The organism is Thermus caldilimi (assembly GCF_004684245.1).
Classification (GTDB): domain Bacteria; phylum Deinococcota; class Deinococci; order Deinococcales; family Thermaceae; genus Thermus; species Thermus caldilimi.
In genome coordinates this window covers 818,166-838,606 of record NZ_CP038452.1, presented here as the reverse complement: position 1 = coordinate 838,606, position 20,441 = coordinate 818,166, and the positions used below count along the sequence as shown (strand labels likewise).

22 protein-coding genes and 2 pseudogenes are annotated in these 20,441 nt (G+C 63.8%); 11 read left to right on the top strand and 13 right to left on the bottom strand.

What is annotated here, in order from left to right; genetic code table 11:
* Positions 1-19 precede the first annotated feature (19 nt).
* The 4 genes and pseudogenes from EBI04_RS04175 to EBI04_RS13940 all read right to left on the bottom strand — a co-directional run.
* Complete coding sequence (locus EBI04_RS04175) at positions 20-970, bottom strand: zonular occludens toxin domain-containing protein (RefSeq protein ID WP_135256208.1); 951 nt, start codon at positions 968-970, stop codon at positions 20-22.
* Entirely contained in the window at positions 970-1,398 is a 429-nt protein-coding gene (locus tag EBI04_RS04170; RefSeq protein WP_135256207.1) for a hypothetical protein, read from the bottom strand. Before EBI04_RS04170 ends, EBI04_RS04175 begins: the two co-directional genes overlap by 1 nt.
* A 265-nt stretch (positions 1,399-1,663) precedes the next feature.
* Positions 1,664-2,128 (bottom strand): hypothetical protein, encoded by a 465-nt coding sequence (locus EBI04_RS04165; RefSeq protein WP_135256205.1) that lies wholly within the window; start codon positions 2,126-2,128, stop codon positions 1,664-1,666.
* 90 nt (positions 2,129-2,218) lie between these two features.
* Positions 2,219-2,401: pseudogene (locus tag EBI04_RS13940) on the bottom strand (hypothetical protein); the annotation flags it as partial.
* Between the two features lie 181 nt (positions 2,402-2,582).
* Here EBI04_RS13940 and EBI04_RS04160 point away from each other — a divergent pair.
* Positions 2,583-3,707 carry a transposase gene (locus EBI04_RS04160; RefSeq protein ID WP_444545750.1) on the top strand — a complete coding sequence of 375 codons (1,125 nt, stop codon included), beginning with the start codon at positions 2,583-2,585 and terminating at the stop codon, positions 3,705-3,707.
* Positions 3,708-3,882: 175 nt separating this feature from the next.
* Here the strand turns inward: EBI04_RS04160 and EBI04_RS13135 are convergent, their stop codons facing one another.
* The 3 genes from EBI04_RS13135 to EBI04_RS04150 all read right to left on the bottom strand — a co-directional run bounded on the left by EBI04_RS13135 (position 3,883) and on the right by EBI04_RS04150 (position 6,059).
* A complete protein-coding gene (locus EBI04_RS13135) occupies positions 3,883-4,023 on the bottom strand; it encodes a hypothetical protein (RefSeq protein WP_167481872.1) in 141 nt (46 codons plus the stop codon).
* Positions 4,024-4,353: 330 nt separating this feature from the next.
* Entirely contained in the window at positions 4,354-4,686 is a 333-nt protein-coding gene (locus EBI04_RS04155; protein WP_135256203.1) for a hypothetical protein, read from the bottom strand.
* A complete protein-coding gene (locus tag EBI04_RS04150; RefSeq protein ID WP_206202068.1) occupies positions 4,686-6,059 on the bottom strand; it encodes a hypothetical protein in 1,374 nt (457 codons plus the stop codon). The genes EBI04_RS04155 and EBI04_RS04150 overlap by 1 nt, the downstream gene beginning before the upstream one ends.
* 24 nt (positions 6,060-6,083) lie before the next feature.
* On the opposite strand from EBI04_RS04150, the gene hisA reads away from it, so the two are divergent.
* The 4 genes from hisA to EBI04_RS04130 are packed head-to-tail and all read left to right on the top strand — an operon-like array spanning position 6,084 to position 9,744.
* Positions 6,084-6,794: a 1-(5-phosphoribosyl)-5-[(5-phosphoribosylamino)methylideneamino]imidazole-4-carboxamide isomerase gene (gene hisA / locus EBI04_RS04145; protein WP_135256199.1), complete on the top strand. Its 711-nt coding sequence runs from the start codon at positions 6,084-6,086 to the stop codon at positions 6,792-6,794.
* Between the two features lie 4 nt (positions 6,795-6,798).
* On the top strand, positions 6,799-7,113 hold the full coding sequence (locus EBI04_RS04140; protein ID WP_135256197.1) for a hypothetical protein: 315 nt from the start codon (positions 6,799-6,801) through the stop codon (positions 7,111-7,113).
* Positions 7,114-7,158: 45 nt separating this feature from the next.
* Positions 7,159-9,177 (top strand): single-stranded-DNA-specific exonuclease RecJ, encoded by a 2,019-nt coding sequence (locus tag EBI04_RS04135; RefSeq protein ID WP_135256195.1) that lies wholly within the window; start codon positions 7,159-7,161, stop codon positions 9,175-9,177.
* 3 nt (positions 9,178-9,180) lie between these two features.
* Entirely contained in the window at positions 9,181-9,744 is a 564-nt protein-coding gene (locus EBI04_RS04130; protein WP_135256193.1) for a DUF6812 domain-containing protein, read from the top strand.
* On the opposite strand, the gene EBI04_RS04125 is transcribed toward EBI04_RS04130, so the two are convergent.
* A complete protein-coding gene (locus EBI04_RS04125) occupies positions 9,728-12,316 on the bottom strand; it encodes a valine--tRNA ligase (RefSeq protein WP_135256191.1) in 2,589 nt (862 codons plus the stop codon). The two genes, EBI04_RS04130 and EBI04_RS04125, sit on opposite strands and share 17 nt — an antisense overlap.
* Before the next feature lie 93 nt (positions 12,317-12,409).
* Positions 12,410-13,015, bottom strand: a complete 606-nt coding sequence (locus EBI04_RS04120) for a hypothetical protein (RefSeq protein WP_135256189.1) — start codon at positions 13,013-13,015, stop codon at positions 12,410-12,412.
* Positions 13,016-13,112: 97 nt separating this feature from the next.
* On the opposite strand from EBI04_RS04120, the gene EBI04_RS04115 reads away from it, so the two are divergent.
* Genes EBI04_RS04115 through EBI04_RS04095 form a run of 5 tightly spaced genes read left to right on the top strand, consistent with a single transcriptional unit; the run spans position 13,113 to position 16,629 of the window.
* The gene (locus EBI04_RS04115; protein WP_135256187.1) at positions 13,113-14,165 is read left to right on the top strand and encodes an Mrp/NBP35 family ATP-binding protein; all 1,053 of its coding nucleotides are present in this window, start codon (positions 13,113-13,115) and stop codon (positions 14,163-14,165) included.
* A gap of 1 nt (position 14,166) precedes the next feature.
* Complete coding sequence (locus tag EBI04_RS04110) at positions 14,167-14,763, top strand: helix-turn-helix transcriptional regulator (protein WP_135256185.1); 597 nt, start codon at positions 14,167-14,169, stop codon at positions 14,761-14,763.
* A gap of 4 nt (positions 14,764-14,767) precedes the next feature.
* Positions 14,768-15,532: a 50S ribosomal protein L11 methyltransferase gene (locus EBI04_RS04105; protein ID WP_135256183.1), complete on the top strand. Its 765-nt coding sequence runs from the start codon at positions 14,768-14,770 to the stop codon at positions 15,530-15,532.
* 3 nt (positions 15,533-15,535) lie between these two features.
* Entirely contained in the window at positions 15,536-16,222 is a 687-nt protein-coding gene (locus tag EBI04_RS04100) for a 16S rRNA (uracil(1498)-N(3))-methyltransferase (protein ID WP_135256181.1), read from the top strand.
* Positions 16,219-16,629 (top strand): hypothetical protein, encoded by a 411-nt coding sequence (locus EBI04_RS04095; protein ID WP_135256179.1) that lies wholly within the window; start codon positions 16,219-16,221, stop codon positions 16,627-16,629. The genes EBI04_RS04100 and EBI04_RS04095 overlap by 4 nt, the downstream gene beginning before the upstream one ends.
* Here the strand turns inward: EBI04_RS04095 and EBI04_RS04090 are convergent.
* Positions 16,579-17,481, bottom strand: a complete 903-nt coding sequence (locus EBI04_RS04090) for an AEC family transporter (RefSeq protein WP_135256178.1) — start codon at positions 17,479-17,481, stop codon at positions 16,579-16,581. The genes EBI04_RS04095 and EBI04_RS04090 overlap by 51 nt on opposite strands.
* A gap of 9 nt (positions 17,482-17,490) precedes the next feature.
* On the opposite strand from EBI04_RS04090, the gene EBI04_RS04085 reads away from it, so the two are divergent.
* Positions 17,491-18,315 carry a Rossmann-fold NAD(P)-binding domain-containing protein gene (locus EBI04_RS04085; protein WP_135256176.1) on the top strand — a complete coding sequence of 275 codons (825 nt, stop codon included), beginning with the start codon at positions 17,491-17,493 and terminating at the stop codon, positions 18,313-18,315.
* Between the two features lie 30 nt (positions 18,316-18,345).
* Here the strand turns inward: EBI04_RS04085 and EBI04_RS13880 are convergent.
* The 3 genes and pseudogenes from EBI04_RS13880 to EBI04_RS04070 all read right to left on the bottom strand — a co-directional run.
* A pseudogene (locus tag EBI04_RS13880) lies at positions 18,346-18,509 on the bottom strand (NADPH:quinone oxidoreductase family protein); the annotation flags it as partial.
* Between the two features lie 9 nt (positions 18,510-18,518).
* Positions 18,519-19,325 (bottom strand): carbohydrate ABC transporter permease, encoded by an 807-nt coding sequence (locus EBI04_RS04075; protein WP_135256174.1) that lies wholly within the window; start codon positions 19,323-19,325, stop codon positions 18,519-18,521.
* Positions 19,325-20,434: a carbohydrate ABC transporter permease gene (locus EBI04_RS04070; protein ID WP_135256172.1), complete on the bottom strand. Its 1,110-nt coding sequence runs from the start codon at positions 20,432-20,434 to the stop codon at positions 19,325-19,327. Before EBI04_RS04070 ends, EBI04_RS04075 begins: the two co-directional genes overlap by 1 nt.
* Positions 20,435-20,441: the final 7 nt, after the last annotated feature.

The following is a 20,441-nucleotide window of genomic DNA, read 5'->3' as shown; positions in this document are numbered from 1 at the left end:
CATGCCACATTTGGGGCACCTAGCCACCCCAGGCGAAACGGGACCAGTCAAGCGGAGCATCCGAAGTATCTTCAGAAGAAAGGACCGCAGGAGAACCAGCAGGTTCGTCATGAGAAGAGCTTACCCACTCCTCCCACTTCTTGCGAAGGAGTTCGTGGGGCTTGAGGCCATGGCGGTAGGCATGGGCTAGTTCCTCCATGGTGAGATAGGGGGCACCATCCACGGCACGGGGCATATCCCTACGGCCACGGACCCGTGAAGCGTCCCAGGCTAGGCCCATGCGGTCGAAGATGGCCCGCTTCTTGGGGTCCAGTTCCCTTTGGAGCCGGACAATGGGGGGTTCGAAGATGGCGTAGGTGTCATAGCAAGCGGCCGCCAAGGGGTCCAGGATAACCACGGAGTTCCTAGCCACGCCCTCAAAGATGCCCTTGGCCTGTTTCTGCATCATGCCCAGGGACTCATCCATGATGGACGTGTAGCGGAGGACCTTGCGGCCCCGAGCCCAGGGGATGAGGAGAACACGGAGCCAGAACGGAGCAGGACGAGCCCAGTAGACGAAGGCCACCAGCTCACGGACGATAGCGTCCACAGACCCGTAGCGCTGGGTAGCTAGATAGACATCCACGCCCACCTTGCGGTGCTGGGACCAGAAGGCAATGACCTCCACCGGGATAAGGTCAAACTGTCTGGAGGGAAGCCACATGTGGGCCTCGTCAAAGAGGAGAACGCCATCATGGACGTTGAGGAGGTCCGAGTAGTCCCGTATCTCCCGGATGAGATCGGTCCTGAGGACGGCCTCCCGGTGAGGAAGCTTTTTGCGACGGCGGAGGTAGTGGTAGACGTTTTCCCGGATGAAACCGAAGTTAGCGTAAACGGGGCGAGGAGAGGGAGCAGAAAGGGCCTCAAGGCCCTTGAGGACGAGGGCGTAGCTTTTGCCGCTACCAGGGATGCCCACGAAAGCCTCAATCACTAGCGACCTCCCCGAATGAAGGTGATGATGCGCCAGACGGCCATAAGGCTGTAGAAGGAGAGCCAAAGGCTGAGAATAGAAACAGCCTCAGAGATAGGGAGTATCTGATTAGCCACGTTGAAAGCGGGGATGAGGACGTTATCAACAAAGACCCAATCACTAGGCATTTGGGGGAGGATACGGACCAGAAGGGTCAAGGCGAGTATGGGCAACTCCAGGACGTGGCCCAGAACCCAGAAGAAGGCGTTGAAGGTCCAGATGATGACGTCAACGGCAGCATTCCAGAGCCACGTGAGGGCGTAATCCAGGACACCCCAGATCCAGGCGGCCACCCGCTGGACGGTATCCACGAGCCACCCGCCCAGGCGGGCGAAGGTGGCGGCCAGCCACTGGAGGAGTTCTAGAAGGCCAGAGATCAGGGCACCCATACCTCACCTCCCCTTTCCCTGCTTTCCCCTTGCGCCCCCAAAGCCAGGGTATCCGGGGGCGGGGACCCCGCCGTCAAGGGTCCAGAGGACCCCTCCGGGCCGCCCCCTACCGCATATGCAAACCCCGTCCTCCTTCCGTCCGGTAAACGTGCGCGATGGGATGGGGGCGGCCCTCCGGGGCTTGCGCCCTTGACGGCACCCCGCCCCTGATAGGGAGCAACTAAGGGGCGCAAGGGGAAAAAGCGCAAGGGTTTTGTGAGGGGTTTCACTTCTGGACATCCAGGCCCCTCCGGATCAGGAGCAAAGCGGCGCTCATCCAGACCAGCACCCCCAGGATGGGGCGGAAAGCGGTGGCAGCTTGCCAGATAGAGGTAGAACATATGTCCATTTGGGCTTGATACGGACCTATGGGAACCGTAAAGGCGCAGGGGGCAGAGCCACCCTCAACACGGAAGCGGAAGGATGAAACAATGGCAAAGGGAAACCGCTGGGCCGCCGTTGTCCGCAACTCCTGAAGAGCTTCCTGCCAACGCTGGGTCACGTTCTCTTGGAAAGACTGCCATATCTCTTCTTTGAGCTCAGGCAAATTCTTTTTCTCCAGAGCCTCCCGCTGGGGCAACTCGACAGGGCGCAGATCACCGGGAGGAGGGCCGCCAGGCCATGTATCCGCATCCTGCTGAGGCTTATCGTCCGGGTTATAAGGGTCAGTGCCCTTGGCGATCTCCTCCACGTCCGGGACGCCGTCCCCATCCGTGTCCTGCAAGGGGGGGATACCAGTGGGCTTGCTGTTGGGGTCCCGAGGATCCGTGCCCTGGGCGATCTCGTCCGCATCCGGCCAGCCATCCCCGTCGGTATCCGTGCGAGTGCCAGGGTTAGGGCGAGGTTGAGGATGGGACGCAGGATCATAGGGGTTGGTGCCTACGGATACCTCCTGCCAGGTGGGAAAGCCGTCCCCGTCAGGGTCAGCGTTAGGGTCAGGGTAGACCTGGGGGTTGTTGATCACGTCCGGCCAGGGTACTCCCCGGCGATTAGCCTCATACCACTCCACCCAGTCGGGCCAGCCATCCCCGTCCGTATCTATGTCGGGGCGAGTGAAAGGGTTATCTCAAAACTTGCACTTATCCACCCCCCGCATACCCATGCGCCAGGGGACCACTTGAAAAGGGCCGCCGGGTTCCCTTCGGATGAAGGGTGCCATGACCCAAACGGCCCATTCTCTACTCTGGACCCTCCTGGCCCTCCTGCCAACCCCCCACCTCCGCGAATCCCTCAAAGCGCTTCTTCTCCTCCTTCTCACCGGCCACGGCAAGGCCAGGCCCCAGCACAGCAAGACCAAGTCCCCTTCCGCCCTCTCCCGCTTCCTCAACCGCTATCCCTGGCCCACCCGCGCCCTCATCCGCCTGGCTCGCAAGAAGGCCCAGGAAACCCTCCACCGGGCCAGGCCCAGGCGGGGGCCCAAGCCCAGGCTCCTGGTGGTCCTGGACCTGGTCACCCTGGAGAAGCGGGGCCTCTTCCCCGCCTTGCCCCTCTCCTTTTTCCACGGCAAGTGGGGGCTCCACCTGGTGGTGCTCTATCTGGTGCTGGGAGAGCTGCGCATCCCCTGGGCCTACCGGGTGTGGCGGGGGAAGGGGGAGAAGGCCCTTTCCCTCCTTGCCCTGCGTCTTCTGGCCTCCCTGCCCCCCTGGATGCGCAAGTCCTTCCACCTTCGGGTGGTGGCCGATGCTGCCTTCGGCACCGCCCGGTTTCTTGTGGGGGTGCGGGGGTTGGGTCTGGAAGCGGTGGTGGGGATGCGGCGGGACCGAAAGACGCGGGAGGGGCTTCCCCTCTTTGGGCTCAGACGGCAGGGGAGTCGGGTGCATCTGCGGGGACTTCCCTTTCCCGTGTGGGTGAGCTGGTACCGCTATCCCTTACCCGGGGGAGGGTGGGAGTGGCGGTACGTGGTGGCCACCTTTCCTGCGGGGCCACGGACTGTGCTGGTGTGGGGGCGGCGGCGGTTTACCATTGAGCACTTCTTCCGCACGGTAAAGAGCGAGTTTTCCCTGGGGCGTTTTGGGCAGCGGACGGCCTTGGGGGTGCATCGGTTTCTGGTGCTGTCCTTCCTGGCTTACCTGCTGGCCCACTGGGTGAGGCTAGCTCCAGACGGGAGAGGTCTTTCTTGGCGGGAGGCTGGGCGGGAGGCGGCGCGCCTGCTTCTGCCGGAGGTGGTCTTGCGGGTCCTCATGGCCGAGCTGGGAGCTTTGGGTCTTTGGCCTCCGCCTGCGGGGGGAAGGGGGTGTTCATGCAGGGTATTCGGGAGGTGCAAGTTTTGAGTTACGCAATTGCCCAGATGCCAGCTGCACAATCTCAGTACTGCTGGACGTACGCAGCACCATGGACACCGTCTGCCGCACGGGAGCATAGTCCACATCGATAACACCGCTAGAGTAGACAGGCCCCCCTGCCAGGAGCAGGAGAGCCACCAGCAGGAGGGCCTTCCTCATAGGGCTACCCCTTCAGGAACTTCTTGGCATAGCGCCAAGCCGCAGAGAGCCCAATGCTCAGAGCCAGCACGCCGACGCCAGCCGCAGCCACAAGGCCGATATAGTTGGTAACCTGGGAAGCGATTTGAGAAGGCTCGAACTCCACGCTACTCACCTCCTTTCTGGACCTCTACGGGGTTAGCACCCCGGTTGTCCCTAAAGCCGCTTGAGGAGATTACGGAGGAACGATGCCACCAGACCCGCACCGAACCCCCACCAAAACGCCTGAAAGACCGGAGTCCAGTCCACATTAGAAGCCTCCATAGAGCCTGCCCATGTAGCGGTAGGCCGCTAGCAGGGAGAAGGGCACCACCGTAAAGGCCAGGGTCCAGATGAACCAGGCAGACGGGTTCACCACTCACCCCCCACCAGAGCCCCACCAATGAGGCCGAGGCCAAAGGCAACGACCTGGAAGAAGGGCATGAGGGCCTGAAGGTCAAGCACTCTTTACCTCCCGAGCCTCCTTGAGGGCCAGGGTGCCGATGAGCTCAGCACCCACGACCACTTCCCGCACCTCATCCCGCCGGGTGCCATAACCCCGCACCGCACCCTTCCGAAGGCGCAGGCGGTAGACGGCGGGGAGGGTCTTGAAGGAAGCCTCCACGGATGGATCGGCCTCCAGGTAGACCGCTTCCAGGCCCCGCACGTTAGGCATCTGGGGGCTCATGGCAACCAGGACACGGGCATAGGCCACGCCGTCCTTCCGCACACCGGACGAAACACCAAGGACCAAGAGATCCACCGTGCTAACCGGAACGCCGTCAAACATCACACACCTCCGTATGCCATGCGCTCAGGCATGTAGCCAAAGCGAGCCTGCTTTGTTTCCACACCCTTGAAGTAGGACACCTTAGCCTCCTCAACGAACCGCTTGCGATCTTCAGCAGTACCAGCAAGGACACGGAAAAGAGCAATGAAGGGGTTGAGGAGGTTGACTTTACCCGCCTTACCAACCGCCGCTAGAGCAGTCAGATAGGCCCCAAGAGCCTGCTTGGCCAGCGAAAGGACATCCACCTGTGCTTGCCACTTCACTCTAACCGCCTTTCCCGTATCACCTCCCTCACGAAAAGCACCCTGGACCAACCGCCAAAGCGGATCCACAGGGGCATTTCCCAAAACGGAGTAGTTGAGGTAAGTGGCTTTATCACGCAACACAAGCCACGACTCAGTGAGATACGCCCAAATCGCCGGGATAGACGGACCAAACACGTCCCAATCCCGCACATCCACCCCATCCCCAGGCACCACCATTTCGGCCAACACCTCCGGGGTTAGCTGGAACTCCACCCGTACGACCTCCCCCTGAAGGGCACCGTGAACCTCCTCATACGCCTTGAGGAGCAAGCGGGAAGCGGGTTTGGTCTTGGCCTCAAGGGTCTTGGAATAGACCCGAGCCAGCAGGGGGCCACGCCCGAAGGTGAAGCCCGACCAGGTATGACCCCGAAGATGAACGGACATGGTAGCAGGGGCCTCACCGAGGGACGCAGGAACTTGAATAGCGGGGGGCGTGTTACTCATGGGCCCCCCACTGGGGGCGGCCCCGCCTTCGGCGGGGACCTGCCCCTCAGCGAGCCACATGGACCGGGACCGAGCCCGGCTAGTGAACCGAGCTATGTCCTCCACATGGAAGGCGCCATGGGGCACCTCGATATCAGCGAAAAGGTCAACACGGGACACCTGGACCCTTGACGGACGAGTACCCACCAGGTTTGTGGCGGCTTCCATGACCCAATCCACCACACGCCGGACATCCCTACCCGCCTGCATCATGTAGGTACCCGTGATCTCCACCACCACCGCAGGGAAGGAAGCCCGGCGGGTAGTGTCCCGGACCGCCGAGAGGCGGACGAACAGGAGGTTAGCGAAGCTCAACTGCCAAGCGTAATGACGAGTAGGCTGGACCAAAGCCGCTTCATAAAGGGGAAGGTCTCCAGAGATGATATTCACGGAACCATCCAAACGAGGAAGGGGGAAATAGGCATCGACGCCCCACAAAATGGCCGCACCAGGGTTCTGACGATACAAGTCCTTGAGATTATCAAGGGCGGCCTCCAGACCTTCCGGCAACTGATAGCGTCCCTCATCCCAATACAGGTTGACCCGGAAGGTGTCCACTCCGTAGCCAAGAACCCTAGGTATCATGTCTAAATGTGTAAGGATAGCCCCATGTTGCTGATTCCCGCCGTGGACCTGAAGGGGGGCAAGGCGGTCCGGCTTTACGAGGGGGACCCGGGGCGGGAGACCCAGTACGGGGATCCGGTGGCGGCCGCCTTGCGCTGGCAGGAAGAGGGGGCCAGGCTCCTGCACCTGGTGGACCTGGACCGGGCCCTGGGAAAGGGGGATAACCTCGAGGCCCTCCGGCGGATCGCCCAGGAGATACGCATTCCCTTTGAGGTGGGGGGTGGGGTGCGTTCCTTGGAGGTTCTCCAGGAGATCCTCCTGCTGGGGGCTTCCCGGGTGGTGGTGGGCACGGTGGCGGTGAAGAATCCTGCCCTCTTGGAGGCCATGTTGGCGGAGGTGGGGCCTGCTAGGCTGGCGGTGGGTTTGGATGCCCGGGGCCTCGAGGTGGTGGTCTCAGGGTGGCAGGAGGCCACTTCCCTTTCCGCCCTGGACCTCCTTGGGCGTTGGGAAGCCCTGGGGGTGCGCACGGTGATCTACACCGATGTGCGGCGGGATGGGACCCTGAAGGGCTTGGACCTGGAGGCGGTGGCCCGGGTGCGGCAGGCTTGGCCCCATGAGCTCATCGCAGGCGGGGGGATTGCTGGCCCGGAGGACCTTCTGGGTTTAAAGCGCCTGGGGGTGGAGGGCGCCCTTTTAGGCAAGGCCCTGTACGAGGGGCGGGTGCGCCTTTCCGACTACAAAGAGGGGGTATTCTAAGGCCATGAAGCTGGCCCACTGGGTGTTTCTCCTCGTCACCCTGGGGGTGGCGGGAGCGGGGTTTTACCTGTACCTGGCCTTCCCCTTCCTGGAGGTGCCCACGCCCTTGGGTTCCTGGCCCCTTTACTACCTTCTTCCGGGGGTCTATGCCCTGGGGTTTTTGGTGGGGGGAGTGTATGCCCTGGTTCTTTGGCTTTGGGGCGTGGGGGAAAGGCGTGCCCTTCTCCGGGAGGTGCGGCGGCTTCAGGGCGAGGTCAACGCCTTAAAGCGGGAACGCATTGAGGAGATTCCCAGAATCCCCGATCGGGAAGAGGTGTAGCGATCCCCACTTTGGGGGATGGGGGAGGGAGGCTTAGGGGGTTATATGAAGGACCGGGTGCGCTGGCGTCTTCTTCCCTTGCCGCCCTTGAAGGAGTGGCGGGAGGTGATGGAGGCCTTTGGGGTGGGGCCGGAGGCTGCTTTAGCCTACTGGCACCGGGGGGTGCGCCGCCCGGTGGACCTCAGGCCTTCCCTGGGCCTTCTTCCCCTAAGCGGCCTTAAGGAGGCGGTGGAGCTTCTCCTTTGGGCGCTAGAGGGGAAGAAGCGCATCCGCATCCACGGGGACTACGATGCGGATGGCCTCACCGGAACTGCCATCCTGGTGCGGGGCCTTAGGGCTTTGGGGGCGGAGGTGCATCCCTTTATCCCCCACCGTCTCGAGGAGGGGTATGGAGTCCACCCCAAGCGCCTCCCCGAGCATCGGGAAGCCGCCGATCTCTTCCTGACGGTGGACTGCGGCATCGCCAACCATGCCGAGCTTCGGGAGCTGGTGGAGAACGGGGTGGAGGTTCTGGTGACCGACCACCACACGCCCCGCGATACCCCGCCTCCGGGGGTCATTCTCCATCCCGCCTACACCCCGGACCTTAAGGAGCACCCCACGGGGGCCGGGGTGGCCTTCCTGCTCCTTTGGGCCTTACATGAGCGGCTGGGCCTGCCCCCGCCCCTGGAGTATGCCGACCTGGCGGCGGTGGGCACCATCGCCGACGTGGCTCCCCTTTGGGGGTGGAACCGGGCCTTGGTGCGGGAAGGGCTTGAGCGCCTTAAGGACTCCTGCTCCTTGGGGCTTCGCCTCCTTGCAGAAAACGTGGGCTACACGGGGAAGGCGGTGGAGGTGGCCTTCCGCATCGCTCCCCGCATCAATGCGGCAAGCCGCCTGGGGGAGGGGGAGAAAGCCCTTAGGCTCCTGCTCACGGAGGACGAGGAGGAGGCCAGGGATTTGGTGGAGGAGCTCAATCGGCTGAACGCTCGCCGCCAGGCCATAGAGGAGGAGATGCTGAAAAGGCTCCTTCCCCAGGCGGATCCCGAGGCCAAGGCCATCGTCCTCCACGACCCGGAGGGGCATCCGGGCGTGATGGGTATCGTGGCGAGCCGGATCCTCGAGGCCACCTTGCGCCCGGTCTTCCTCGTGGCTCAGGGAAAGGGCACGGTGCGAAGCCTCCCCCCCATCAGCGCCGTGGAGGCCTTAAGGAGTGCCGAGGACCTTCTTCTCCGCTATGGGGGCCACCGGGAGGCTGCGGGCTTTGCCGTGGATGAGGCCCATTTCCCCCGGTTTAAGGAGCGGGTGGAGGCCTTTGCCGCCTCCCTCCCCGACCCCGTGCGGGAAGTGCCCCTTGTAGGGCTTTTACCCCCTTTGGCGTCCCTTCCAGACCTTCACCGAGCCTTGCTGGCCTTAGAGCCCTTTGGGGAAGGGAATCCCGAGCCCCTTTTCCTTCTCCAAGGCTCCCCGGAGGAGATCCGCTCCATGGGGGAGGGAAAGCACCTCGCCTTCCGCCTGCAGGGGGTTAGGGTGGTGGCCTGGCGCATGGGGGAGCGGGCGGCCGCTATGCCCTCGGAGTTGGAAGCCGCTGTCTTACTGGTGGAAAACCGCTGGAACGGTACCGTGTCCTATGAGGCCCAGGCCCTGGACTTCCGGGAGCCCGGGGAGCTGGAGGGAGGGATGGAGCCCTTTGCCTATCCCATTCCTTTGCCCGAGGCCTTGGCCCGGGCCAGGATGGGGGAGGGGGTATACGTTCCCGAGGATAACCCCGAGGGCCTGGAGTATGTGAAGAGGGCGGGGTTTCGCCTATTAAGCCCTGAGGAAGCTACCCTTTGGCTAGGGATACCCCCTACCCCCGTGGGGCTTCCCCGCGGTCCGGTGTATGTGGCCCTGGGGGCGGGTACCCGGGCCAGGCTCCTGGCTCCGCCCATGCTCCCCACGGACGAGGAGCGGCTTAGGGCCTTGGTGGGGCAGAGGCTCCTCTTCGCCTATCAGCGAGGGCATGCCCCCCTTTTCAGCGAGGCCCTGTTGGCCTACTGGGCGGCTTTGCCCGATAGGGCACATGTATTGCCGAATAGGGGGTGAAGGATGTACAAGCAGCCCCGAGAGGTACATGAGGCCAGGATCTACACCCAGGCTTACCGGGTCTACGGGCTCATCTACCTGGTGCCCGGGGCGGGCACCGCCGACCTCTTGAACCAGGAGAGGCCCTATCTTCCCGTCACCGGTGCCCTCCTTTACACCCCGGGCTACACCCATCCCCCGGAAGCCAAGGACCTCAAGGCCAGCACCAGCTTCCTGGCTCTGCGCAAGGAGCGGATCCAGTGGGTGGCGGGGGGGAAACCCAGCGAGCCCCGCACCAGCCCAAGCCTTCTCGAGCGGCGCAAGCTGGCCTTTCTCTTTGGGGACTACCTTCTTTCGGGCGAGCTCCTGCTTCCCCGGGGGGTGCGGCTTTCCGACCACCTTTCCCAGGCCAAGCCCTTCCAGACCCTCCTCGAGGCCAAGCTTTACGTCCTCAACCCCCACGAACCCGTCGTGAACCTGGAACCTTTGGAAACCTTTCCCTTCGTCACCTTGAACCTGCGCCGGGCCGAGGCGGTGGCCGAGGCTCCGGGAGAGGCCCAAGATCCCCGGCTCACCCTATTTGGCTGAGGGCCTCCCGGAGGCGCTCGATCTGGGCCAGGTTTTCCCTCAGCCTTTCCTCCTCGGCCTCCACCACCTCCTTGGGAGCCTTCTCCCGGAAGCCGGGGGCGGAAAGCTTTTTCTGGCTCCTTTCTGCCAGGGCCAGGAGTTCTTGCAGACGCTTCTCCTGCCGACGCCTCCACTCCTCCACGTCGAGGAGGCCCTCTAGGGGCATGCGCACCGTCACCTTGGGCATGGCCTTCACCAGGGCCCTGTGGGGCCGCTCGGGTAACAGCTCGGCCCGAGCCAGGAAGCGGAAAACCTCCAGGTTCTCCACCACGGGCGTAGCTTCCCCCTCCAGGTAGACCCGCACCTCCTGGGCCAAGGGAAGCCCGGCCTCGGCCTTCAGGGCCCGCACCGCCGTTACCGCCTGCTTGAGGGCTTCAAACTGAGCTTCGGCTTCCTCGTCCGTGGCCTTGGGTTGGGGCCAGGCCTCGAGGGCCAGTTCCTCCTTGCCCGTGAGGGCCTGGTGGAGCTCGCTGGTGAGGAAGGGCATGAGGGGGTGGAGGAGCTTCAGGAGGGTGGCGAGGGTTTCCTCGAGGGTGCGTAAGGTAAAGGCGTTCCCCGCCTTCAGGGCTGGCTTGCTGGCTTCCAGGTACCAGTCGCAGAACTCGCTCCAGACCAGCTCGTAGATCTCCCTGGCCGCTTGGGCCAGGTCCAGGGCTTCGTAAAAGCGGGTTATTTCCGCCACCCCCCGGCTTAAACGGCTTTGCATAAAGCGGTCGGCCAGGGTGGGCTCTTCCGCTTTGGCCTGGAAGCCTTCGCGGCTCATGAGGACGAAGCGGGCGGCATTGTAAAGCTTGTTGGCGAAATTCCGGGCCATTTCCAGCCAGCGGAGGTCCAGCCTGATGTCCTGTCCCCCGGTGGCCAGATAGGTGAGGGCGAAGCGCAAGGCGTCCGCCCCATAGCGCTCCACCATCTCCAAGGGGTCTATGACGTTCCCCTTGGATTTGGACATCTTCTGCCCCTTCTCGTCCAGAACCAGGCCGTGCAGGAGCACGGTCTTAAAGGGCCTTTCCCCCCGGAAGTGGTAGCCGGAGACCTCCATGCGGCTCACCCATAGGAAGAGGATGTCGTAGCCCGTGACCAGGACGTCCCCGGGGTAGAAGGCCTGGAGGTCCTCCGTCGCCTCGGGCCAACCCAGGGTGGAAAGGGGCCAAAGGGCCGAGGAGAACCAGGTGTCGAAGACGTCCTCATCCCGCCTGAGGTTCTGGCCTCCGCAAGCCTCACAAACCTTGGGGTCTTCCAGGTAGCGCTCAGGGTGCGGCACGTTCACCGCCCCGCAGTCCTCACAGTACCAGGCGGGGATCTGGTGCCCCCACCAGAGCTGGCGGGAGATGTTCCAGTCTTTGACGTTCCTCAGCCAGTCGATGTTCACCTTCTTCCAGCGCTCGGGCACGAAGGCGATCTCGTCCCGTTCTAGGCCCTGGATGACTTTTTCCGCCAGGGGCTTCATGGAAAGCCACCACTGGGGGAAGATGGCGTACTCAATGGGCGTGCCGCAGCGGGAGCAGGTGGCCATCTGGATGGTGTAGTCTTCCTCCTTCAGGAGGTGGCCTGCCTCCCGGAAGAGCTCCACCGCTTTTTTCCGGGCTTCGAACCGGTCCAGGCCCCGCAGGGCCTCGGGCACCCGTTCCCCCTCCATACGTCCTTCCAGGTTGATGACGGAAACCGGCTCCAGTCCGTGCCGTTCCCCGATCTCGTAGTCCAGGGGGTCGTGGGCTGGGGTCACCTTGAGGGCCCCGGTGCCGAACTCCCGCTCCACGGCGCTGTCCGCCAGGATGGGGATCCAGATGTTCGTGAGGGGGATGCGGGCCTTTTTGCCGACAAGGTGCCGGTAGCGCTCGTCCTCGGGGTGGACGGCGATGGCCTGGTCAGCGAATACGGTTTCCGGCCTTACGGTGGCGATGGCGAGGCGGTCGCCGCCTTCCACCTCGTAGGCCAGGGTGTAGAGCTTTCCCGGGGTGGGCTCGGTTTCCACCTCCAGGTCCGAAAGCGTGGTTTCGCACCGGGGGCACCAGTTGACCAGGCGGGGGGCCCGGTAGGCCAGGCCCTCGTGATAGTAGCGGCTGAAGGCGTAGCGCACCGCCTTGGAGCGGACTTCGTCCATGGTGAAGGCCTCCCGGCTCCAGTCGGCGCTGGCCCCAAGGCGTTTGAGTTGCTTTAGGATGGTGCCCCCCGATTCCTCCTTCCACTCCCAAACCCGCTTCAGGAAGGCTTCACGGCCCAGGTCATGCCGGGTCTTGCCCTCTTTCAGGAGAAGCCTTTCCACCACCACCTGGGTGGCGATGCCCGCGTGGTCCGTGCCGGGGAGCCAGACCGCTTCATACCCTTGCATGCGCTTATAGCGGATGAGGGCATCCTGTAGGGAGTTGTCCAGGGCGTGGCCCATGTGCAGGCTTCCCGTCACGTTGGGGGGCGGCATGAAGATGACGAAGGGGGTCTTGCCGCTTTTGGGGTTGGCCACAAAGGGGTGGTTCGCCCATTTCTCCGCCCACTTGGGTTCCACGGTCTTGGGGTCGTAGGCCTTGGGTAGGTCCATGCTTCCGATAGTTTACCCAAGCTGGGTGGGTGCATTCAGGGGATGCTGGCCCAGAAAGGGCCCGGTTGGCCCTCTTGGAGGGCACCTTAGACTCTACGAGGGCGTGGAACCGGAAAGCGCATAGAGGTAGTAGTGGCCCTCCCCCAGGTCGAAGAAGGCATCCTCGTAGGCCAGGCCCTCTATCGGGGTTTCCCCGGGGATGGCCAGGAAGGTTTCCCCCACCCGTATCCCCTCAGGTTCCAGCTGGAGGATTCCCTGGGATACCTCCTTTGAATCCGCCTCGGGGTCGTTGACGGGCGTGTGGAAGAGCCGGACGGGGAGGTCCTTGAGGCTATAGAGGACGTTGCTGGGGTCCCGGAAGGGAGCCCGGTGGAGAAGGCGCTCTTCCACCAAGGAGATCTCTCCCAAAAGGGCATAGCGGTCCAGGGGCAAAAGGGCTTTGCCGCTTTCCAAAAGGACCAGGAAGCGGGTGTGGTCCTCCGGGGAAAGGAGTACGGGAGCCTTGTTCCTTCCCACCTTGGGATCCTGGTCCAGCCTTTCTCCCTTTAGAAGGGCTTTGGCGGCCTCCAGGGCTTCCTCGCGGGTTTTGTAAAGGCTATAGGGGTTGACCTTGAAGAGAAGGTCGTAGCCCCTGGGTCCCTGAACCAGCCAGGCCAGGTGGAGTTCAAAGAAGGGTTGCTTCCGCCACTCGGGGTACATGCGAACCCATATTAGCCCAGGCCTGGGGAGGGTTTTGATGAAAACTGTGAGTCTCCCCCTTGCCCAAAACCATATCCGGGTATACCCTGAGCCCGGTATGGCGCTTACGGAAGAGCGGGTCCTCGAGGCCCTGCGCACGGTGATGGACCCCGAGTTGGGCAAGGATCTGGTTTCCTTGGGCATGGTGGGGGAGGTGAGGCTGGAGGGAAGCCGGGTGGACCTCCTGGTCAACCTCACCACCCCCGCCTGTCCCTTAAAGGGCCAGATAGAGGCAGACATCAAGCGAGCCCTTCATCCTTTGGGGGTGGAGGAGGTACGGGTGCGTTTCGGCGGTGGGGTTAGGGCTCCCGAGCAGTACCCCATCCCTGGGGTGAAGCACGTGGTGGCGGTGGGCTCCGGCAAGGGGGGTGTCGGCAAGAGCACCGTGGCCGCCAACCTGGCCCTGGCCCTCTTGCAGGAGGGGGCCCGGGTGGGCCTCTTGGACGCCGATCTCTACGGGCCCAGCCAGGCCAAGATGTTCGGGCTGGAAGGGCAGAGGCTCAAGGTGGACGAAAACCGCAAGATCCTCCCCCTCGAGGCCTTTGGCCTCAAGGTCCTTTCCATCGCCAACATCGTCCCCCCGGGTCAGGCCATGATCTGGCGCGGGCCCATCCTTCACGGCACCATAAAGCAATTCCTGGAGGACGTGAACTGGGGGGAGCTGGACTATTTGGTGGTGGACCTTCCTCCGGGCACCGGGGATGTGCAGCTTTCCCTCACCCAGCTCACCAAGGTTTCCGGTGGGGTGATCGTGACCACCCCGCAGGAGGTGGCCCTGATCGATGCCGAGAGGGCTGCGGACATGTTCAAGAAGGTTCAGGTGCCCGTCCTGGGGGTTTTGGAGAACATGAGCCACTTCCTCTGCCCCCACTGCGGCAAGCCCACCCCCATCTTCGGGGAAGGGGGGGGAAGGCGGCTTGCGGAGAAGCTCAAGACCCGCTTCCTGGGGGAGATCCCCCTCACCCTCCCCCTTAGGGAAAGCGGCGACCGCGGGCGGCCCATCCTGGTGGAGGCCCCCGAGGGTCCCGAGGCGGAAGCCTTCCGCAAGGCGGCCCGGGAGCTGGCCGCCGCCCTCAGCGTGCAAGCCTTCATCGCCTTGCCCATGGCCTGATATGGCCCTTGTTCTGGAAGGCACCAAGGAACGCGTTCTGGACCTCCTGAGGCTCAGGCCCTATACCGCCAAGGAGCTGGCCGAAGCCCTTGGGGTGAGCCGGGTGGCCATCTTGAAGCACCTCCAGGACCTCGAGGCCCGGGGCCTGGTGCGCTCGGAGATGAGGAAGTGCCTGGGCCGGGGCCGGCCCTACCGCCTGTACATAGCCCAGGACAGGGAGGCTCCCTACGCTTCCCTTTGTGGGGATGTGCTTAGAGAAGCGGAAAAGGTTCTGGGTCAGGAGGGGGTAGTACGCCTGCTTCTGGAAAGGAACCGGAGTCTTTTCGCCCCCCTGAACCTAGGGGCTTTGCCCTTGAGGGAGCGGCTGGCCCGCCTGGCCCAGTTCCTGAGGGAGCAGGGCTACGAGGCGGAGGTGGTGGAGGAAGGGGGGAAGCTGTACCTTTGCCAGAAGCGCTGCCCCAAGCTGGCCCTCTCCCGGGAGCACGAGGCCCTTTGCCAAAGCGAACTCCTGGCTTACCAGGAGCTCCTGGGCCTACCCCTCCTTCGGGAGGAGCGCATCGCCGAAGGGGGGAGCTGCTGCCGCTACCGGGTAGAATAGCGAGGTGTGGGTTTACCGCCTGAAGGGTACGGCGGCGGAGCTGGACCCCCTGATCCCCGAGCTCTTTGACCGGGGGGCCCGGGGCCTCGAGGAGCGGGAGGGGGAGGTGTGGGCCTATTTCCCCGCTCCTCTGGACCTCCCCTTTGGGGGAGTATGGGAGGAGTTTCCCGACGAGGACTGGCTAGAGGCTTGGCGGCGGGACCTTAAGCCTGTGTGGGCTGGGCCCTTCCTTGTGCTGGCTCCCTGGCACCCCTGGGAGGGGGAGGGGATACCCTTGGTGATCGAGCCCGGCATGGCCTTTGGCACCGGGCACCACGAGACCACCCGCCTGGCCCTCTCCGCCCTGGCCCGCTACCTGCGTCCTGGGGAAAGGGTGCTAGACCTAGGTACGGGCTCGGGCATCCTGGCCATTGCCGCCGCCAAGCTGGGGGGCAAGGCCTTGGGGGTGGATATTGACGAAACCGTGCTTCCCCAGGCGGAGGAGAACGCCAGAAGAAACGGGGCCGGGGTCCGCTTCCTCCCGGGTAGCCTCGAGGAAGCCCTGCCTTACGGGCCCTTTGATCTCCTGGTGGCCAACCTGTTTGCGGAGCTTCACCGGGAGCTGGCCCCCCTTTATCCAAAGGCCTTGGCCCCTGGGGGGAGGCTTCTCCTCACGGGGATCCTGGCGGAAAAGGCCACCCTGGTGAAGGAGGCCATGGCCAGGGAAGGCTTTTCCCTCCTGGAGGAGGAGAGGGAAGGGGAGTGGGTGTTGCTGGCCTACGGGATCTGAGCCATGCGCCCGCACCGCGCCTACAGCCCAGGCCTTACCGGGGAGCTTCCCTTAAGGGAAAGCCGGCACCTCCTGGAGGTGTTGCGGGCCAAGGTGGGAGATCGCTTCACCGTCTTCGACGTGGACCGGGAAGCCCTGGCGGAGGTGGTGGAGCTGGGGCCGCCGGTGCGCTACCGCATCCTGGAGGAACGGCGTCCGGAGCGGGAGGTGGGGGTGGAGGTGGCCCTTTACCCCGCCCTTTTAAAGGGGGACAAGCTTGCCGAGGTGGTGCGCGCGGCCACGGAGCTCGGGGTCACCCGCATCCAACCCCTCGTTACCCGGCACTCCGTGCCCAAGGAGATGGGGGAGGGGAAACTGAAAAGGCTTCAGGCCATCGCCGTGGAGGCGGCCAAGCAGTCGGGGAGGCTGAGGGTGCCAGAGGTCCTGCCTCCCATTCCCCTGAACGCCCTTCCGAAGGTGGAGCAGGGTATGGTGGCCCATCTGGGAGCAAGAAGCCTGGTTCAGGAGGTGCTGGACCTTGGGAAGCCCCTGGCCTTGGCCGTGGGACCGGAAGGGGGATTTGCGGAGGAGGAGGTGGAGCTTTTGCAGGAAAAGGGCTTTACCCCAATCTTCCTGGGCCGGAGGATTTTGCGGGCGGAAACGGCGGCCATCGCCCTCCTCGCCCTGTGCACCGCCGGGGAGGGGAGATGAGGATCTTCGGCTGGCTTGGGGGTGTGGCGCTCCTCCTTTTCCTTGCGGGCTGCCGCTACACCTTCCTGCCCCTGGACCCCGGCAAACCCCTGCCCCCGGAAAGGCCTTTTGTGGTGGCCCGCCTAGAGAAGGGCACGGAGGAGGTCATCCTGGTCCTCAGGGTGGAGCGCCTTCCTTCCCCGGGCTACCTTCACCTTAAGTGGTTCCGGGAGGAGGCTTTGCTCCAGGAGAAAACCCTCTTTCTGGAGGAGGTGGGCTTCTACCGGGTTTCCTTTCCCTTGAGCGAGGGCTACCACCGCCTGGTGGGGCTTTGGGCGGGTGGGGTTCTTTTCCAGCTGGACCTGGGGACGCCCAGGCTACCGGACCCCGATGAGGAGGAGAAAAAGGGGAATGGTCAGGAAGGCTAGGAAGGTGGAAACCACCACGCTCCTGGCCACCCGCAGGGCTTCCCCTCCAAATTCCCGGGTGAGGAGGAAGGCGTTCACCGCCACCGGGGTGGCCGACTGCAGGACCAGGACCTGGTGCTCCAGACGGGGAAGGCCCAGGATAAACCCCACCCCGTAGGCCAGAAGGGGGGCCACGAGGAGCCGCAGGCTGCTGGCCACTCCCTCAAAGGCCCCCACCTGGAAGCGGGTCTGGCTCATCTGCATTCCCAGGGTGAGGAGGAGAACGGGGATGGCCGCCTGGCCCATGAGGCGCACCCCCTCGTCCAGGCGGAAGGGAAGGCTTACCCCAAGGGCTTTTAGCAGCAGGCCCAGAAGGAGGGTGTAAAAGAGGGGCAGGCGCAGGGTGAAAAGGAGCCCTTCCTTGAGGCTGCCTCCCCTTATGAAGGCCGGCCCCAGGCCGAACATGACCACGCTGGAGAGGATGAAGTACACCACGGCCCGCCTCAGGCCCTCTTCTCCTAGGGCGAAGTAGACCAGGGAAAGCCCCATGTTGCCGGAGTTGGGGAACAGGCTGCAGACGAGAAGGGACTTGGCGGCCTCGGGGGGGAGGCCCAGGAGTCTGGCCATCCCGGTGATGGCCAGAAAGAGGAGGAGGTAGGTGAGGGTAAAGCCCAAGGCAAGGCCCACCAAGCCTTCCCGGGAGTATTCCGCCCGGTACATGGCGTCAAAGATGAGGGCGGGCACCAGGAGGTAGAGGGTAAGGCGGCTTAGGGTGGTGAGGTCCATGGGAATGCGCTTTCCCAACAGATACCCAGAGAAGACCACCAGGGCCACGGGAAGAACCGTGTTGAGAAGGGCCTGCATGTGAGGCATTCTAAAGGCATGGCAGGCTATTTGGCGCTTTCTAAGGCTATAGAGAGGGTGCTCCTCCGAAAAGCGGAGGTTCCGAGAAGGCAGGTCCTTCCCATTCCAGGGGGGCAGTTTTTGGTAATGCCCGCTGCAGACCAAGAGGTGGCCCTTTGCAAGCTGGTCACGGTGGAAGCCCATCGCCGCCCTTCGGTCCAGGCGGAGGTCTGGGCCAAGCGGCTAGATACCGGGGAGGTTTTCCACCTGCCGGGGGAGGAGATCACGAAAAGGCGCACCGCTGCCCTTTCCCTCCTCGCCGCCCGGCTCCTCACCCCTAGGCGAGAGGGGGCCCTGCTCTTGGTGGGGCCTGGGGTTCAGGGGGAAGCCCACCTCGAGGCCTTCGCCGAGGGATTTGCCCTGCGCCGGGTGTGGATCCGGGGAAGGAGCAGGGAGCGGACCGAGGCCCTTTTGGCCAAGGCCAGGGGTATGGGCCTCGAGGCGGAGGAATGGGTGGCCCCTGAGGTGCCTGAGGAGGTGGCCTTCATCGTCACGGCCACCTCGAGCCCTACCCCGGTGTTGCCCGAGAGGGTGCCGGAAGGCACCTTCATCGCCGCCGTGGGGAGTTTCCGCCCGGAGATGCGGGAGGTGCCCGGGGCCTTGGTGGAGCGGGCGGCGGTTTATTGCGATACGGAGGATGCCCTTGTGGAGGCCGGGGAGCTTCAGGGCCTTTCTAAGCCAGTGGTGACCTTAAGGGAAGCCCTTTTGGGCAAGCGGTCAGAAGGGGACCCCGTGCTTTTCAAGAGCGTGGGCCACGCCCTTTTTGACCTGGCGGCGGTGCGGTACCTCCTGGGCTTGGACTAAAGGCGGACGACGATCTTGCCTATAGGGCCCCGGATGAATCCGGGTGAGGTATCCGCTAAGCCGCATGAGGTGGCCGGCAAAGTTCAGACCCACCGCCTCCACTTTCAACACCCCTCTCCCCGGCCCGGCGTGGGGTTGGGGATCTCCTCAAGGGTCATGGGGCCTGGAAGGCGTTCTTGCACCCAGGCGCGCATGGCAGGAGTCTACCCCTTCACCGAGCCAGCCAGGAGTCCCCGAAGGAAGTACCGCCCCAGGAAGATGTAGACCAGAAGGGTGGGTAAAGCGGCCAGGATGGCCCCGGCCATGGGCAGGTTCCACTTCACCGCCTCACCGCCTGCCAGTTGCGCCAGGGCCACGGTGATGGGCTGGCTTTCCGGCCGGGTGAGGGTCACAGCGAAGAGGAACTCGTTCCAGATCTGGGTGAACTGCCAGATGGCCACCACCACGAAGGCGGGGGCAGAAAGGGGCAGGATGACGTGGCGGAAGATGCCGAAGAAGCTTGCCCCGTCGATGCGGGCAGCCTCCACCAGCTCATCGGGGATTTCACTGTAGTAGTTCTTGAAGATAAGGGTGACGATGGGGATGCCGTAGACCACGTGAACCAGGATGAGGCCCCATAGGGTGCCGTAAAGGCCTATTGCCTTTACGAACTGGAAAAGGGGAATGAGGATGCTCTGGTAGGGGATGAACATCCCGAAGAGCATGAGAGCAAACAAGAGGTTGGAACCCCTAAAGGGCCACTTGGCCAGGACGTAGCCGTTGAGGGCTCCCACCAGGGCAGAGAGGGCCGTGGCCGAGAGGGCCAAGACCACGCTGTTTTGAAACTTGGGCCGGAAGGCATCCCAGGCGATTTTGAAGCTCTCCCAGTACACAGGGTCCGGCCAGTGCCAGACCGTGTCCAGGGTAATCTTGGCGGGTTCCTTCAGAGCGGTGAGGATCACCAGATAGACGGGGAGAAGAAAGAGGAGGGTGGCGAGGAGTAAGAGGGCGTACAGGAAGAAGCGGCCCATCAGCGCCTGACCTCCTTCCGAAGCTGGCTTACCAGGTAGGGGATGACCACCAAGGCCACCAAAAGCAAAAGGAGTATGCCGATGGCCGCCCCCTTGGCGAACTGGTTGCCGCGGAAGGCCAGGAGGTACATGTAGATGGCGGGTACATCGGTGGGGGCGTAATCCAACCCAGCCATGGCGAAGATGAGGTCGAAGATCTTCAGGGCGATGTGCCCCAGGACGATCATGGCGGAAAGGGTGATGGGGGCGAGGAGGGGAAGGACGACGTGCCGGTAGGTCTGCCACTCGCTGGCCCCGTCCACCTTGGCCGCTTCCAGCACCTCCACGGGGATTCCCCTTAGACCCGCCAGATAAAGGGCCATGGTGTAGCCGGACATCTGCCACACCGCCGCCAGGATGACCCCCACCAGGGCTAGGCTGAAGCCGTGGGGTTCGGGATAGGGGAGAAGGTGGGTGGTCCTGCCCAGGGTGAAGGCCCAAACCAGGAGGACTCCACTGGACAACAGGCTCCAGAAAAGCCGCTTCCTTTCCCCTTCCCGGTGGGCTTTCCAAGCCACGTACAAGAGGGTTAGGCCCACCGCCAAGGCGGTGTAAAAGGGCAGCTGGTTCCAGTCAAAGACCCAGGTTTGCTGCCGGGTGGTGAGCCAGGGAAAGTGGAAGGGAGGTAGGCCAAAGAGGGTGGGCAGGACGTTGACCCCGCCTTGGGGCTGTAAGAGCCAGCGCCAGATGGTGCCGGTGACCACGAAGGAGAGGGCCATGGGGAAGAGGAAGACGGTGCGGAAAAAGCCTTCTCCCTTGGGCCCGCGGTCCAGGGCCATGGCCAGGAGGAGGCCTAGGCCCAGGCTTCCCCCCATGAAGAAGAAGGTGAAGAAGATGAGGTTGACCACGCTTTGGCGGAAACGCACGTCCACGAAGCCGGTGAAGAGCTCACGGTAGTTTTCCAGGCCCACGAAGCGGAGCTCGGGCCTGAGGGCCAGGGCCTGGGCGGGGTTTTTCCCCCAATCGGTGAGGGAAACCCAGAGGTTTTGCCCGATGAAGCCGTAGACGAAGATGCCCACCGCCGCCAAGGAGGGAAGGAGGACCAAAAAGGCCGTGATCCGGTCGCGCATAAAGCCT